We start from the raw sequence: 15008 nt of genomic DNA, 5'->3' as shown, positions 1-15008 counted from the left end.
TCCGCCGGCGGCGGCAAACTCGGGCCGCACGTTGGCCGATGTTGTCTTGGGCGCTTCGGCCGGCGCGTCCGGATCGGTGTCGGCGTTGCCCTCCTCCACCTCGGCCACCACCTGGGCTTCAATCTTCTTGACCTCTTCCTCGGTGTAGACGGCCTTGCCGCCGGCCGAGGCAGGCCGCGTGAGCGGCGTCAGGCTGGCGTTGCTCCAGAAGCCGCTCAGATCCGGCTGGCCAAAGGCGTTGCGCGGCGTCTTGTAGGCCCCCGCAGGCGCCTTGGTCTGGGCGACGGCAGCGCCGGTCACATAGGCCAGCGGCGCGAGGCTCAGGGCGGTTCCAAGGGCGAGAATAAGGGCGCGGCGCACAGCGAGCTCCATAGCTATCGTCGCCGCTCCAGGGCGGCGCTTCCGTACCGTGTTTACGAGCGGACGCACTTTCCCGCAATGGCCTGCGGACGGATGGCTGACTCACCGCAACAACATACTGCGCGACATCCGGACGCCGTGACGGTACGCAGGTGGCATCGTAGCCGGCTCATCTCTGGCCCGTTCAGGAGCGCCTTCATATGAAGTCCCTGCTTTTCCCGAGCCTCGTAACGGCCCTGGTCCTGGCCCTGGCGGGGACCGCACAGGCGGGGACGCCGGCCGTGCAGCCTGACCTGATGGCCGCCGTCCGCGCCAAGGCGCCCGGGCCGATCATGACCCCGAAGCCTGCCATCGGGCTGGACATGTCAAGCCGGCATGCCCGCTTTGACGTCGCCTACGCCCACGCCGGACCCGCGCGGATTCCCGGCGTCGCCCGCACCTCGGTTGATCGCTCCCTGCTCTCGGATGATGTGATCGGCTCGCTCGGCTTCCTGTGCGGTCTGGAGCCCGGCTCCGGCAAGGATGGCGCAGCCGCTGCGAGGGGTTATGATCCCACCGGCAGGTTCCTGGGGGCCAAGCTGAAGATCGCGCTCAGATAGCTGAGCCGCCGACCGAGGCGGACTGCGCAAGGCGGGCCTGCTCAGGCAACCCTAATCGCACCGGCGGCTTTACGGCGAGCGGCCAAGGCCGTACCGACCACATTGGTTCCAACGCGATCCGCTGCTGAAAAGGCTGCCCCGAATGGCGTCCGGTCTTGTCGCCTTGCTTGATGATGTCGCCGCCATCGCCAAGATCGCAGCCACATCGCTTGACGACGTCACCGCTGCGGCGGGCAAGGCCGGGGCCAAGGCGGTGGGCGTCGTCGTCGACGATACCGCCGTCACCCCGGGCTATGCGGTGGGCTTCACGCCGGATCGTGAGCTTCCCATCGTGTTCAAGATCGCGCTGGGCTCGCTGCGAAACAAATTCTTCTTCCTGCTGCCAGGCGCCCTGTTGCTCAGCGCCTTCGCCCCCTGGGCCATCACGCCGATCCTCATGCTGGGAGCCGCCTATCTCTGCTTCGAAGGCGCGGAAAAGATCGTCGAGGCCCTGAACCACGAAGACCATGCCGACGAGCCGGGCGAACTTGCGCTGAGCTCTGCAGATCTCGAGAAGGCGAAGGTCACCGGCGCCATCCGCACCGACTTCATCCTCTCCGCCGAGATCATGGCCATCGCGCTGGCCGACGTCGCCGACCGACCCATGGCCATCCAGGCCGCGGCCCTGGCTGTCGTCGGCCTGGGGATCACCATCGGCGTTTATGGCGTGGTGGCGATGATCGTGAAGATGGACGACATCGGTCTGCATCTGGCCAAGGGAAAGCGCGCCGCCACCCGCGGTCTGGGTCGCGGCCTGGTCAAGGGCATGCCGCATGTGCTGGACCTGCTGACAAAGGTGGGAACCGCCGCCATGCTCTGGGTGGGCGGCGGCATCATTGTCCACGGACTGGACCACTTCGGGGTCTCGGGCCTGGAGCACCTGATCCGGAGTGCGGCAGGGGTCGCTGGCACGGTTCCCGTGTTCGGCGCCGTTACAGGCTGGCTGGCGACGGCGCTGGCCTCAGCGGTGGTCGGGCTGATCCTGGGCGGCGCCATCGTCGGCGGCCTGCGGGTTGTACGACCGCATCATTGATGTCTGACGCCGCGCGCTTGAGCCCGCGAGGCGACGTGGTACGAAACACCCCCCGACAGGTTCAGGAACAACCCATGCAGCTGTTCTACTCCCCGACCTCGCCCTATGCCCGCAAGGTCAGGATCGCAATGCTGGAACGCGGACTGGACGCGGGCGTCGAGGTGGTCAGCGTGTCGCCCTTCGAGAACCCGGTGCTGGCCGCCGCCAATCCGTTGAGCAAGATTCCGGCGCTGGTGCTGGAGGATGGGCAGGCCCTCTACGACAGCCCGGTGATTTGTGAGTATCTCGACAGCCTGGAGACGGCACCACAGCTGATCCCCGTAGACGGCGACGCCCGTTGGGCGACCCTGCGGCTGCAGGCCTTGGCTGACGGTGTGCTGGACGCCGCCTTCAGCATGGTGATGGAACGCCGCCGCCCCGCGCCCGAACAGTCACAGGAATGGCTGGGGCGCTGGCAGGCCTCGATCCTGCGCGCGATCGCCGCCGCTGATCTCGAACCCGCCACCAGGAAAAGCGACCTGAACCTGGGGCAGATCAGTCTGGCCTGCGCGCTGGGCTATCTCGACTTCCGGCACGCGACCATCGGCTGGCAAGGTGTCGCGCCGGGACTGGTCGGATGGTTCGAGGACTGGAAAAGCCGGCCAAGTTTCGCGGCGACCACGCCGCCCTGAAACCTGCCAGTCAGGCCGCCACACCCACCCTGTCCGGAGCCCGTCCATGCGTCGCCGCACCTTCCTGGCCACCCTTCCCGCCGCTGCTGTCGCAGGCAAGGCCTTCGCCTCGTCCCGCTCGGAGAACCCCAACCGCAACCGGCCCGACGTGCGGCCGGGTGACCGGGTCGACGGCGCCAACTTTGCGGGCCGCTCCGCAGCCTGGGGCCTGCATGGCGCGGCGGCTACGGCCCATCCCCTGGCCACATTAGCGGCGATCGAGATGCTCAAGGCGGGCGGCTCGGCGGTAGATGCCGCGATTGCGGCCAATGCCGTGCTGGGGTTCGGCGAACCCATCGCCTGCGGGATCGGCGGCGACGCCTTCGCCCTCCTGTGGGATCCGAAGGCCAAAAAGGTGGTGGGCCTGAACGGTTCCGGCCGCAGTCCCCGCGCCCTGACCCTGGAGACCCAGCGGGCGCGGGCGAAGGACGGCCACATCGCGTCCCATGGTGCCACGACGGTGAGCGTGCCCGGCGCCGTCGACGCCTGGTGGAGCCTGCACCAGCATTACGGCAAACTTCCCTGGAAGGACCTGTTCCAGCCGGCGATCCGCCACTGCGAGGAGGGCGCACCGACGATCCAGCAGACAGCCTTCTACGTCGGCATTTCCCACCGCAACTTCACCCGGCCGACCGCCGGCATAGAGGAGGTGGAGAACTTCAAGGCGCTCTGGGCGCCCAATGGCAAGACCCCGCGCGAGGGCGAGGTCTTCCGCAATCCGGAGCTGGGCCGCACCTATCGCCTGATCGCCGAGGGCGGCGGGCGCGCCTACTACGAGGGTGAGATCGCCGAAGCCATCGAGCGCTACTTCAAGCGCATCGGCGGCTGGATGACCCGCGCCGACCTCGCCGCCCACAGGAGCGAGTGGGTTGAGCCCAGGTCGGTGAACTACCGCGGCGTCGATATCTGGGGCCTGCCGCCCAACAGCCAGGGCTTTGTCACCCTGCAGATGCTGAATATCCTGGCCGAGTTCGACATCAAGGGCATGGGCTTCCAGTCGGCGGCCGCGATCCACCATGGCGTGGAGGCCAAGCGGCTGGCGTTCGAGGATCGCGCCCGCTTCTACGCCGACCCGACCTTTTACAAGTCTCCGATCGACTGGCTACTGTCGAAGGATTACGCCCGCGAACGCGCCGCCCTGATCCGGCCCGATCGCATCAGCCCCCGCGTCTATTTCGGCAAGGCGCCCGGCCAGGGGGACACCACCTATCTCACGACGTCGGACGCCGACGGCATGATGGTGTCGCTGATCCAGTCCAACTATCGCGGGATGGGTTCCGGCCTGATGCCCGACGGACTGGGCTTCATGTTCCAGAACCGGGGCGAAGCCTTCGCCCTGGCCGACGGACACCCCAACGTCTATGCGCCGGGCAAGCGGCCGTTCCAGACCATCATTCCAGGCTTCGCCACCGAGGCGGGCCGTCCGCTGCTGAGCTTCGGCGTCATGGGCGGGGATATGCAGCCGCAGGGCCAGTCGCAGATCATTTCAAATCTCGTGGACTTCGGTCTGGGGCTACAGGAAGCTGGCGACAGTCCGCGCTGGCATCACAACGGTGGAATGGAACCCACGGGCGAGGACCTGGGCGCGGTCGGCGACCTCAATCTGGAAACTGGAGTCCCGGAAGCGACCAGGGCCGAACTCGCGAAAATCGGCTGGGTGCTGAAACCGTCGCCCGGCGGCTACGGCGGCTACCAGGCCATCCGCGCCTGGCCGGGCCGCTATGAAGCCGCCACGGAAATGCGCAAGGACGGCGTGGCGCTGGCCTATTGACGCCGCGCGGCTGCCGGTTTTGTTCAGACCGACGCCGGCACACCCCAGGCCGCTACAAAGCCGGTAACCAGATGCTCGACCAGGTCGTCCGCCACGCCGGGGCGAACCCGCTGACCGCCCAGCTCCCCCTGATGCAGCATGAAAAGCACCACCGGCGAAATCAGGCCGAGCGCGGCGTGGCGCACGTTCACGGGCTTCAGTTCGCCCCGGTCGATGTGCGCCTGCAGCCTTAGCTCGAAGGCCTGCAGCGCCGGCTCGAGTATGGTCTGCAGATAGTGTGGCCCAAGGGTCCGGTGCAGAAGACCTTCCGTCAGGCCGATCGCGTGGAATCCGCCAACAGCGAACAGGTGGCCCTGTACAATCTGCATCAGGCCGCTCCGCAGCGAGGGCTCCAGTGGTCCGTCCGCGCGCGCCGCCAGAGCGAGAAACGGCGCGCCCCGGGCATGCGCATCGGCCAGCACCGCGCTGACCACCCCCTCGCGATCGCCGAAATAGTGACGAAGGGTCGGCACAGAAACCTCGGCGGCCATGGCCAGCTCGCGCATAGACGGCCGGTCAGGTTGCTTGAACCGCTGCACGATGCGGCCCAGCAGTTGGCGGCGCTTGACGTCATACTCGGCCCTCCGGGGCCGGGGGCGCACCAGTTTCGAGGCCCGCTGTGGGCGAACGGATGACGACGACTCCGACAAATCTCAGTCCCTGGCCCCATGGCCGAATTCGTGCTGAGACATCGTAGCACAGCGCAGAAGCACGGGCCCCGGGAGATACGGACCACACATCGAATGGCGACGGAATGTGACGAATATGTATCTCAATTGGTATACTTGTTTTGAAGCACAACCCGTCGCGGTCCCTTGAGAATGGGAAAAAATGGCTCGCGCCTTGCGATCTTGCCAATTATTCCTATCTCGTCCGGGATACCAAAGGCCAACCACCATCGACCAAAGGAATCCGACCCATGATAAAGAGCCTGACCACTGCCGCCGCTCTCGCGCTGGCCACCCTCGCGTTCTCGCCGGCCTATGCCGCGGACGCCCATGACCATGCCGCCAAGGGCGACATCGTCGCCGTGGCCTCCGGCGCCGGACAGTTCAAGACCCTGCTGGCCGCCGCTACCGCTGCGGGCCTCGTGTCCACCCTGAAGTCGCCGGGCCCCTTCACGGTGTTCGCGCCCACGGACGCGGCATTCGCGGCCCTGCCCGCCGGAACCGTCGACACGCTCCTGAAGCCGGAAAACAAGGCCCAGCTGGCCTCCATCCTCACCTACCATGTGGTCGCCGGCCGCACGCTGTCGCCCGCCCTGGCCGGCAAGCAGCTGACCGTCACCACAGTTCAGGGCGGCACGCTGGCCATCGACGGCCGCAACGGCGTCACCGTCAATGGGGCCAAGGTGGTTGCCGCTGACGTCGCCGCCTCCAACGGCGTCATCCACGTGATCGACAAGGTTCTCCTCCCGCCTGCGAAATAACGCCGCGGTAGGCGGCGCGGTCCATTACGCGCCACTACGCGCCAATGCGCGCCGGCTGGTTCCCCCGGACCAGCCGGCGTTTTCTTGCGCTGGATCCGGCGGCGGGCCAACGCTCACCGCTGTGGCGGTCTTCGCCATGCTCGCGCATCAGGTACTGATGCTCACGGGACATCGATATCTACCAAGAAGTTGTCCCGTGCGGTCCGTCGAAGCGAGCATCTCCGCTTCGACGCCTATGACGAGAGATCGGGCCGCACGTTTGCGCCATCTAAACGCCTACCGGCTCCACCAGCCCCCGCGCCCGCGCCTCGGCGGCGGAAAAATAGACAAATCCCTCGCCCCAGTCGTAGGCCACCGCGCCAGCGGGGGCGAGCGCACCCTCACCGCACAGAAACTCGAGTTCCTGTCCGGTCAGGACGCCCCACTCGGCGATCGCTTCCTGCGGGGTCGGATCCTTTCGCGGATGGGCGGTGACGCCCGGTTCAGCGGCCTCCAGGCCGGCTTCGTACTCATCATAGTCCACCCACCCCGCCACCGTGTGCTCGCCGCCTGAACCCCGGAAGATCAAGGTGGGCAGGGCGTAACGGTCGTGGCCTTCGGAGTGTTTAAGCTCCCCGTTCATCGGGCTGTCGTGCTTCAGGTTGCGCACCCAGTCGTTGGGCTCACGGGTCTCCTGCCAGTCAGCGCGGTAGGCGGCGGCGACCTCGGGCAGATCATAGTCGGCCAGCCAGCGGGCGACGTCGAGGCCCGGCACGCCCACGCAGGCCGCGGCGAACTCTTCCCGGGTCTGCGGGCCGATGCCGAAGACGAATATCTGTTCGCGGAAGCGGCGCAGCACCGCCTCGCCCACAGCCTGGCCCTGGCGCTCGGCGGCCTTCACCGCCTGGCCCAGCGGGTCGGTGGATTGCAGCATCAGATGCATGGGGTTGGGATAGGGCATGCCGGTCAGGCGCCAGACCCGCTTCCAGTAGTCACGCATGGGCTCGGCGGCGCTCACGCGGTCCCAGCCAGCCTTGCCCTTCGATGAGTCGCCGATCAGGCCGCCCTGCACCTTGCGCCAGTCGAGGTGCTGGCCGAACCGCCAATGCAGGCGGCGCAGCTGCGGCTCGGCGCCCCAGGCGGTGGAGCAGACGGCATCGGTGTATTCGACCACTTCAACGCGGGCCATGCGGCGATCCTCTCTTTTGTTGGCCGCAATCCTCCGCCCGTAGAGACAGGAAGTCGAGCCCCCGGTATTCAGGCCATCCCAGCTGTTGGCGACGAAGGTTTCCGTCCTCCATGTCCGAACCGCCCGGCCCCGACGATCCGGCCTTCGCCGCCACCTATCAGGCGATGATCGAGCACGATCGTGAACGGGCGGTGGCCGAACTGGAGGCGCTGGTGGCGGCCAAGCCCGCGTGTGCACCGGCCTGGGCGATGTTGATGCTGGCCCACCACCGGCGCCTGGACTTCGTATCGGGCACAGCGGCCACCGAGGCCTTGCTGGCCCTGGACCCCACCCATCACGAAGGCTTGCAACAGCTCGCGTTCAACCTGACGGCGTGCGGGAACTATGAGCGTGCGGTGGCGGCCTATCGCCGGGCACACGCGATCACGCGCTCGCCTCTGTCGGCCTATATGGTGGCGGTGTTGCTGCACCGTCTGGGCCGGCTGGAGGAGGCCGCGCAGGCCTATGGAACAATCCTGGCCGCCAGCGACCCGGCTGGCCTGGAAGTGCTGGGCATCCTGCGCGGGGTGATGAACCTGCTGCGCGATCAGGGTCAGCCGCTGGCGGCCGACCGTTTCGCCCACATGCTGAATCTGAGATACCGCCAGAACCCGGTGCTGGTGTCGTCCTTCCTGGTGGACCGCGACCAGTCCAGTCCGTTCCACGAATGGCTGGGTCTGGTGGACAAGGCGACGCTGGGGGCCGTGCTGGCGCGGGGGATGGCGGCGGAACCCGGCGCGGGGCGTGTCCCCGAGACGTTCAACCTGCCCGCCGAGCAGGACGCTCTGATGCGGTTTGCCGCTAGCGAGCCGGACACACTCTACATCGTCAAGCCTGCGCGGGGCTCCGGCGGTCAGGGCATCCATGTCACCGGCGACGTAACAGCACTGGCCGGGCTGAGCGACGTGGTGGTCCAGCGCTATATCTCCAACCCCTGGCTGATCGACGGCCGCAAGGGGCACCTGCGCATCTATGCCCTGATCACCCAGGCGGCGCCGCTCAGGGCGTACATCTACCGCGAAGGCATCGTGCGGATCGCGCCGGAGCCCTACGACCTATCGCCGGACCGACTGGCCGACGTGGCGATGCACGTCACGAACACGGCGCTGCATCTGGATCATCCTGGCCTGATGATCAGCCAGGATGAAACCCGCGACGACGAGGGCGCCATCCGGAGTCTCTCCGCCCTGCTGCGCCGGATGGCCGCCGAGGGCCACGATCCCGACGTCGTTTTCGGCGAGATCCGCAGTCTGGTGGCCTGGTTCCTGCGCCAGCTGGAGCGCGAAGGCTTCTTCGCGCGGCAGGCAGCCTTGGGTTCGACGCGGTCATTCGGCCCTAAACTGATCGGCTTCGACATCCTGCTGGACGCCGATGGCCACCCCTGGCTGATCGAACTCCAGTCCAACCCGGCCGCTAAGGGGGCCCCGCTGGTCAACAAGATCAACGCGGAGATGTTCGCCAACATCTTTCGGATGAGCGTCGGCGTCCTGGCCGAGGACAGCCTGTCGGACACCGATCTCGCGGCGCTGCGCTCGGATCCCGTAGCCCTGGCCGCTGCGGAGCTGGCCCACGAGACGCGCCGCAGCGCGCTGTTTTCATCGCTTTCGGACTAGCAGCTGTCGACAAGCGCTCCGGTCTCGGCTTTGTTGCGCGCCGAGCCGATACAAGTGCCAAACAAACCGATTGTTCGAAGGGATGGAGCTGCCGATGCCGCCACGCATATTGCCCGAACCCACGCCGGAAACGCGGCATTTCTGGGAAGGCGCCCTCAAGGGCGAACTGCTCCTGCAAAGAGACCGCCAAACGGGCGAGGTCTATTTCCCGCCGCGTCCCTTCTGTCCCGGAACCGGCTCGCGCGACGTCGAGGTGTTCAAGGCCTCGGGCAAGGCCGTGCTTTGGTCTTACGTGATCAACCACCGTCCGCGCCCCGACATGGGGACCGAGCCCTACGCCATTGCAGTCGTGAAACTGGAAGAAGGCCCGCAGATGATGACCAATATCGTGGGCTGCCCGCAGACCCCCGAAGCCTTGCAACTGGATATGGCGCTCGAGGTCACCTTCGAGAAGATGAGCGACACCATCGCCCTGCCGTTCTTCAAGCCGGCGGGAGCCTGATCGCATGAAACAGAAATCCGTTGCCGTGGTCGGCGCCGCCGAGACCACCCAGATGGGTCGCATCCCCGATGTGTCGGTGATCGGCCTGCATGCTGACGCCGCCCTCAACGCCATGGCCGACTGCGGCCTCAAGCCGTCGGACATCGACGGCGTGGCCTGCGCCGGCATCAGCCCGACCGAGCTGGCGCACTACCTTGGCATAACGCCCACCTACGCTGACGGCACCAGCGTGGGCGGTTGTTCCTTCATGCTGCACGTGCGTCACGCCGCGGCTGCGATCAATGCCGGGCTCTGCACCACCGTCCTGATCACCCATGGCGAATCGGGCAAATCGCGGGTGGGCGCCGGCGGTTTCGCTCGCGCACCGTCCAGCCTGATGGGCCAGTTCGAGATGCCCTATGGCGTCACCAGCCCGCCCACCATGTTCACCGTGCCGGTTCTGCGTTACCTGAAGACCTACGGCCTCACGGAAGAGGACCTGGCCTGGGTCTCGGTGATCCAGCGCGAGTGGGCGGCGAAGAACCCGCGGGCGTCGTTCAAGGACCCGATCACGGTCGACGACGTGCTGAACTCGCCGATGATCGCCTGGCCGTTCCGCCTGCTCATGTGCTGCCTGGTCACCGACGGCGGCGGCGCCCTGATCCTGACCTCGGCCGAGCGCGCCAGGGATTTCAAGACCAAGCCGGTCTACGTCCTGGGCACAGGCGAGAGCGTTGAGACCCCGCTGGTCAGCCAGATGGAGGACTTCACCTCATCCAAGGCGTTCCGGGTTTCGGGCAAGAAGGCGTTTGACGAGGCGGGTCTCAAGCACGCCGACGTCGACCACCTCATGATCTACGACGCCTTCGCCCACCTGCCGCTTTATGGCCTTGAGGACCTGGGCTTCTGCAAGCCTGGTGAGGCGGCCGCCTTCATCCGCGAGCGCAACACCGCCATCGGGGGCAAGCTGCCGCTTAACACCAATGGCGGCGGCCTCTCCTACATGCACTCGGGCATGTACGGCATGTACGCCCTTCAGGAGAGCGTGCGGCAACTCCGGGGCACGGCGGCGGCGCAGGTGCCGGGGGCCACGAACAGCGTCTGCCACGGCGTCGGGGGCATGTTCGGCGCGTCGGGGACGATCATCTTCTCCAACGAGGCCGGATAACGCGACCTGCAGCTGTGTCGGTTTTGCACCGCAAGACAACCGACATGCATTGGTCATGGATCTGATATGCGAGAAATCTAAGGGGACCTCTCTCTTTCGATTGGGGTCTCCTTATGAAATCCGTCCTTCTCGCCGCCGCCGCGCTTTCCGCGCTCACCTTCGGCGCACCGGCGCTGGCTGCAGACAACGCGGCGAACGCCGAACTGGATGAGTTGGTGGTGACCGGCCGCGCAGCGTCGACCGCACAGCGGAAAGTGGAAGCGTCCTACGCCATCACTACGGTGACGGAAGAGAAGCTGCGCCTGCAGTCGCCCCCCAGCGTGGCCGAGGCGCTGAAGAATGTGCCTGGCCTTTGGGTCGAAGCCTCTGGCGGCGTAGGCGGGGCCAACATCCGTGCGCGCGGTATCCCGATCGAGGGGTTCGCGGCCATCGCCATCCAGGAAGATGGCCTGCCGGTGCAACACGATGGCGGTTTGGGATTCCTGAACACCGACTTCTCGGTGCGTATCGATGAAACGGTGAACCGGATCGAAGTCGTACGCGGCGGTCCCTCCAGCATCTTCGCCTCATACGCCCCGGGAGGCATCGTCAACTTCATCACGCGCCGTCCGACTGAAGCCGTCTCCGGTGTGATCAAGGTCGAAGGCGGTGAGCATGCCTACTACCGGGGCGACGCGTGGGTCGGCGGGACCGTCGGTGGTTTTCGTCTGGCCGCAGGCGGTTTCTATCGCGAAAGCGATGGGGTGCGCGAACCTGGCTTCAAGGCTGACAAGGGCGGCCAGTTCCGGGTCTCCGTCGGACGCGACTTCGAGTTTGGCTCCATCGATCTCGACTACAAGCATATCGACGACAACACGATCTTCTATCTGGGCATCCCGCTGACCTTCGATGCGGCCGGCGACACGGCGCCGATCCCGGGATTTGATGCGCGTTACGCGACCCTATCCGGCACGCCTACCTCGAAGTTCACCCTACGCACGAACCGCGGTCCGTTCGACTTCGACCTCACCCGCGGGACGGACGTGAAGGTCGACCAGTTCACCGCGCGGGCGACCTTGAACCTGGCGGGCTGGAAGGTCAGCCAAGGCCTGCGCTACCACGATAGCGACATCTCCCGCGCCGCCCTGTTCCCCAATACGCCCGCCGCCGGGACGGCGCGCATTGCCCAGGACGTGGCGCGCACCGCAGCGCTGGGCGCGGTCAGCGGACGTCTGGTTTACACCACGGGCGGTGCGTTTGATCCGGTCGCGGGCAACGGAACAGGGCTGGTGATGGACGCATTCGTCCGCCAGCAGGACATAACGCTCAAGGAGCTCATCAACGACCTTCGCTTTTCCCGGCAATTGGAGATCGCCGGCCAGACCCACGACATCGCGCTGGGCGTCTACTACGCCGACGTCGACGAGAGCTTCCTGCAGCAAGGCTCCGCAGTGCTTGTTGATGTGAGGGAGCGGGCCAGACCCCTCAACCTGGAACTGCTGAACGCGACCGGCCAGGTCGTGGCCACGACGACTGAAAACGGGGTCAGCCGTTATGGCAGCCAGTTCAACAACGCTACAGGCGGCTCCGAGACATTGGCGCTCTACGCCGCCGACGAATGGCAACTGACCGATCAGCTTCGGCTGGACCTCGGCGCCCGCTGGGAGCGAATCAAGCTGACCGGCCGCAACGAACGCAGCTCCACGATCAATCTGGGTCAGACCCCCAGCCTGGCCGACGACCAGGCCATCAGCGGCACAGGCGTGTTCGACCCCCTGGATCGCAGGTTCGATGATTGGGGCGCCACGGTGGGTCTGAACTATCAGTGGCAGCCGGACGTGGGGGTCTTCGCCCGCTACACCAAAGGCTTCCGCCTGCCCTCACTGGGGGACTTCCTGACGAACACGACGCGGACTGACCCGCGCGCGCAGGGCATCGACCTTTGGGAAGGCGGCTTCAAGATCGAACGCGAGAAGTTCTCGTTCTACGCGACAGGCTTCTACACCTACTTCGACAGTCAGAGCCTGACCGAGACCCGATTCGACCAGGCGACGAACTCCTTCATCAGCCGCACGGAATTCGCATCGACCAAGGCGCACGGTGTTGAGCTGGAGGGCGTCGTCCGCCCGACGGCGTGGTTCGACACCACCTTCAACGCGACAATTCAAGACCCGCGGCTGGGCAAGTTCCTCTTCAACGAGCGGGTGGCGAAGGTTGCGGGGGCCTGCCCGTTGGCGAGCGATACCACGACGAGCGGCAGCGATTGTCTGCGCCAAAGGGATTTCTCGGGCAACCAACAGGTCCGCAATCCCAAGGTCAGCCTGCGGGTTACGCCGGGGGTCAACCTGTTTAGCGACCGGCTTCGGGCCCAGCTGGAGTTCCAGTATTACGGCAAGCGTTTCTCCGACATCGCCAACACCCTGATTATCCCGGAGTACATGCTGCTCAATGCCCAGATGCGCTTCACGGTCACCGAACGACTGCAGCTGTTTGTCTACGGTACGAACCTGACCAACGAGATCGGCCTGACGGAAGGCAATCCTCGCGCCGGTCAGTTCATCTCGGGCGAGGCCGGTGTGCGTTACTATCTGGCACGCCCTGAGTTGGGCCGCGCATTCAAGGCCGCCGTGCTATACCGCTTCTAGTGCAACGGATCTTTGCAACCCTTCTTGCGATCGCGGCGGTCTGGGCCGCCGCGATCCCCGCCGCTGCGGAGACCCTGACCCTGTCGGGCGTGCTGACCGGCACCGATCATCAGACCTATCGTGAGGTCCCGTTCCGCGTTGCTGCCGGGACCACCGCCGTTACCGTGACCTTTGCCTATACCGGCCAGGACCAGAAGGCCGTCATCGACCTGGGGATCCGTGATCCCCAGCGCTTTCGGGGCTGGAGCGGCGGGAACAAGGCCAGCTTCACCCTCACCGAGACCTGGGCAACGCCATCCTATCTGCCGGGGCCGCTGCCGCCGGGGGAATGGAAGCTGATCCTGGGCGTGCCCAACCTGCGCAAGGACGCCCGGGCCGAATACAAGGCCACCATCACCCTGACGAAAGACGGCGCGTTCCACGGCTTCACAGCCGCGCCCCTGAAGGAAGGATCCGCCTGGTACCGGGGTGACCTGCACCTGCACACCGGCCACTCCGATGGGTCGTGCCCCGCTCAGTCGGGAGGCAGGGCGCCCTGTCCACTGTTCAGGACCCTCGACGCCGCCGCCGCGCGCGGCCTCGACTTTGTGGCGGTCACAGAGCACAACACCTCCAGCCACTTCCAGGCGCTGGCCGAGCTGCAACCCCACTACGACCGGCTGCTGCTGATCCCCGGGCGGGAGATCACCACCTTCCAGGGGCACGCCAACATCATCGGCATGACGGCGCCGCTGGACTTCCAGCTGGGCGGCTCGCGCGCGCCGACCTTCGCGCAGATCCTGGATCAGGCCGAAGCAGCCAGGGCCCTGGTGACGATCAACCACCCGGGCCTTCCGTCCGGCGAGGCCTGCATGGGCTGCGGCTGGACGGCGCCGGTGGACTTCCGCCGCATCCAGGCTGTCGAGGCCATCAACGGCGGGATCACCGACGGGCCGCTGTCGGGCGTCGCCTTCTGGGAGGCGCGGCTGAACGCCGGCTTCCGCCTCACCGCCGTGGGCGGGTCCGACAATCATGACGCCACGCTTGATCCGGCCAAGCCCTCCGCGGTGGGCCGCCCCACCACAGTGGTCTATGCCCAGGCGCTGTCGCAGGACGCCATCCTCGCCGGACTGCGGGCGGGGCGGGTCTTCATCGACGTCCAGGGCACGCGTGATCGCCTGCTGGACACCACCTACGCGGCGGGCAAGCTGACCGTCCGGGTGGCGCACGCCGCCGGCGGGACGCTGGTGCTGAAGGGCCCCGCCGCACCCTTGCAGGCATTGGCCGGAGTGCTTGGCGAGGACGAGACGCGCACCGTCGACATCCCCGCGAGCCAGACCGGCTGGGTGCGGGCCGAGGTGCGCGGGCCCGACGGGGCGTTGTGGCTGTTCGGAAATCCGGTCTATCTGACAGGGTCCTGAGCATTCCGGAGTCCGCTGCGAGATGACCCACTATCGGATCGGTGTTGTCGGCCTTGGCCAGAGGATCGCCCACGTCCTGGCCGCCATGCAGGAGGTGGGCTGGAACCTAGAGGTGGTCGCCCACGTCGATCCTGCACCGGTGGGCGCGCCGATCCTGGCCACAGCCGGCATCCGGGCAGGACGACCTTGCGCCGACATGGCCGAACTGCTGGCCCAGGGCCCCTTCGACCTCTTGATGCTGGGCGCCCCCAACCACCTGCATTTCGCGCACCTGATGCAGTCGCTGGACGCGGGCGTCCCGATCTTCGCCGAGAAGCCCATCGTGCGCACCGAGGAAGAGACCGAGGCGCTGGCGTGGCGCCTGTCGGCGCCGGGGACCCCGCCGGTCTTCGTGGGGCTGGTGATGCGCTCGCTGCCGATCGTGCGCGAGGTGCAGGCCCGGGTGGCGCGGGGTGAGCTGGGTGACGTGGTCTCGATCGACGCCACCGAGCACCTGCCGCCAGAGCACGGCGGCTATCTGGCGCGCAACTGGCGG

At 66.7% G+C, this 15008-nt stretch carries 14 protein-coding genes; 11 read left to right on the top strand and 3 right to left on the bottom strand.

Going from position 1 to position 15008, the window contains the following annotated elements; all coding sequences use genetic code 11:
• The coding region (locus tag ACIQ42_RS07095) for a hypothetical protein (RefSeq protein ID WP_397421509.1) at window positions 1–360 on the bottom strand (360 nt) is incomplete at its 3' end.
• A 200-nt stretch (window positions 361–560) separates the two neighbouring features.
• On the opposite strand from ACIQ42_RS07095, the gene ACIQ42_RS07090 reads away from it, so the two are divergent.
• From ACIQ42_RS07090 to ACIQ42_RS07075, 4 genes are all read left to right on the top strand, one after another.
• Window positions 561–959, top strand: coding sequence for a hypothetical protein (locus ACIQ42_RS07090; RefSeq protein ID WP_397421508.1), 399 nt, complete (start codon window positions 561–563; stop codon window positions 957–959).
• A 142-nt stretch (window positions 960–1101) separates the two neighbouring features.
• Window positions 1102–2031: a DUF808 domain-containing protein gene (locus ACIQ42_RS07085; RefSeq protein WP_397421507.1), complete on the top strand. Its 930-nt coding sequence runs from the start codon at window positions 1102–1104 to the stop codon at window positions 2029–2031.
• A gap of 74 nt (window positions 2032–2105) precedes the next feature.
• Window positions 2106–2702, top strand: coding sequence for a glutathione S-transferase N-terminal domain-containing protein (locus ACIQ42_RS07080; RefSeq protein ID WP_397421506.1), 597 nt, complete (start codon window positions 2106–2108; stop codon window positions 2700–2702).
• Window positions 2703–2748: 46 nt separating this feature from the next.
• Complete coding sequence (locus ACIQ42_RS07075; protein WP_397421505.1) at window positions 2749–4512, top strand: gamma-glutamyltransferase family protein; 1764 nt, start codon at window positions 2749–2751, stop codon at window positions 4510–4512.
• Between the two features lie 23 nt (window positions 4513–4535).
• Here the strand turns inward: ACIQ42_RS07075 and ACIQ42_RS07070 are convergent, their stop codons facing one another.
• A complete protein-coding gene (locus tag ACIQ42_RS07070) occupies window positions 4536–5201 on the bottom strand; it encodes a TetR/AcrR family transcriptional regulator (protein ID WP_397421504.1) in 666 nt (221 codons plus the stop codon).
• A 269-nt stretch (window positions 5202–5470) separates the two neighbouring features.
• Here ACIQ42_RS07070 and ACIQ42_RS07065 point away from each other — a divergent pair, with 269 nt between their 5' ends.
• A complete protein-coding gene (locus ACIQ42_RS07065; protein ID WP_397421503.1) occupies window positions 5471–5980 on the top strand; it encodes a fasciclin domain-containing protein in 510 nt (169 codons plus the stop codon).
• Window positions 5981–6248: 268 nt separating this feature from the next.
• Here ACIQ42_RS07065 and ACIQ42_RS07060 read toward each other — a convergent pair whose 3' ends face one another.
• On the bottom strand, window positions 6249–7148 hold the full coding sequence (locus tag ACIQ42_RS07060) for a DsbA family protein (RefSeq protein ID WP_397421502.1): 900 nt from the start codon (window positions 7146–7148) through the stop codon (window positions 6249–6251).
• A gap of 110 nt (window positions 7149–7258) precedes the next feature.
• Between ACIQ42_RS07060 and ACIQ42_RS07055 the strand changes: the two genes are divergently transcribed.
• From ACIQ42_RS07055 to ACIQ42_RS07030, 6 genes are all read left to right on the top strand, one after another.
• Window positions 7259–8800, top strand: coding sequence for a hypothetical protein (locus tag ACIQ42_RS07055; RefSeq protein WP_397421501.1), 1542 nt, complete (start codon window positions 7259–7261; stop codon window positions 8798–8800).
• 94 nt (window positions 8801–8894) lie between these two features.
• Window positions 8895–9302, top strand: coding sequence for a Zn-ribbon domain-containing OB-fold protein (locus ACIQ42_RS07050; protein WP_397421500.1), 408 nt, complete (start codon window positions 8895–8897; stop codon window positions 9300–9302).
• A 4-nt stretch (window positions 9303–9306) separates the two neighbouring features.
• A complete protein-coding gene (locus ACIQ42_RS07045) occupies window positions 9307–10449 on the top strand; it encodes a thiolase C-terminal domain-containing protein (protein ID WP_397421499.1) in 1143 nt (380 codons plus the stop codon).
• Window positions 10450–10562: 113 nt separating this feature from the next.
• Window positions 10563–13073, top strand: a complete 2511-nt coding sequence (locus ACIQ42_RS07040; protein ID WP_397421498.1) for a TonB-dependent receptor — start codon at window positions 10563–10565, stop codon at window positions 13071–13073.
• Window positions 13073–14473: a CehA/McbA family metallohydrolase gene (locus ACIQ42_RS07035; protein WP_397421497.1), complete on the top strand. Its 1401-nt coding sequence runs from the start codon at window positions 13073–13075 to the stop codon at window positions 14471–14473. Before ACIQ42_RS07040 ends, ACIQ42_RS07035 begins: the two co-directional genes overlap by 1 nt.
• A 22-nt stretch (window positions 14474–14495) precedes the next feature.
• A partial coding sequence (locus ACIQ42_RS07030) for a Gfo/Idh/MocA family protein (protein ID WP_397421496.1) occupies window positions 14496–15008 on the top strand: 513 nt, incomplete at its 3' end.

Source organism: Phenylobacterium sp., from assembly GCF_044372605.1.
Taxonomy (GTDB): Bacteria; Pseudomonadota; Alphaproteobacteria; order Caulobacterales; family Caulobacteraceae; genus Phenylobacterium.
This window is presented reverse-complemented; position numbering and strand designations above follow the sequence as displayed.

What these genes read in the sequence shown, in the direction of transcription:
- ACIQ42_RS07090 (WP_397421508.1), top strand. Translation starts at nt 561, where the DNA reads ATGAAGTCCCTGCTTTTCCCGAGCCTCGTAACGGCCCTGGTCCTGGCC.
- ACIQ42_RS07085 (WP_397421507.1), top strand. Translation starts at nt 1,102, where the DNA reads ATGGCGTCCGGTCTTGTCGCCTTGCTTGATGATGTCGCCGCCATCGCC.
- ACIQ42_RS07080 (WP_397421506.1), top strand. Translation starts at nt 2,106, where the DNA reads ATGCAGCTGTTCTACTCCCCGACCTCGCCCTATGCCCGCAAGGTCAGG.
- ACIQ42_RS07075 (WP_397421505.1), top strand. Translation starts at nt 2,749, where the DNA reads ATGCGTCGCCGCACCTTCCTGGCCACCCTTCCCGCCGCTGCTGTCGCA.
- ACIQ42_RS07065 (WP_397421503.1), top strand. Translation starts at nt 5,471, where the DNA reads ATGATAAAGAGCCTGACCACTGCCGCCGCTCTCGCGCTGGCCACCCTC.
- ACIQ42_RS07060 (WP_397421502.1), bottom strand. Translation starts at nt 7,148, where the DNA reads ATGGCCCGCGTTGAAGTGGTCGAATACACCGATGCCGTCTGCTCCACC.
- ACIQ42_RS07055 (WP_397421501.1), top strand. Translation starts at nt 7,259, where the DNA reads ATGTCCGAACCGCCCGGCCCCGACGATCCGGCCTTCGCCGCCACCTAT.
- ACIQ42_RS07050 (WP_397421500.1), top strand. Translation starts at nt 8,895, where the DNA reads ATGCCGCCACGCATATTGCCCGAACCCACGCCGGAAACGCGGCATTTC.
- ACIQ42_RS07045 (WP_397421499.1), top strand. Translation starts at nt 9,307, where the DNA reads ATGAAACAGAAATCCGTTGCCGTGGTCGGCGCCGCCGAGACCACCCAG.
- ACIQ42_RS07040 (WP_397421498.1), top strand. Translation starts at nt 10,563, where the DNA reads ATGAAATCCGTCCTTCTCGCCGCCGCCGCGCTTTCCGCGCTCACCTTC.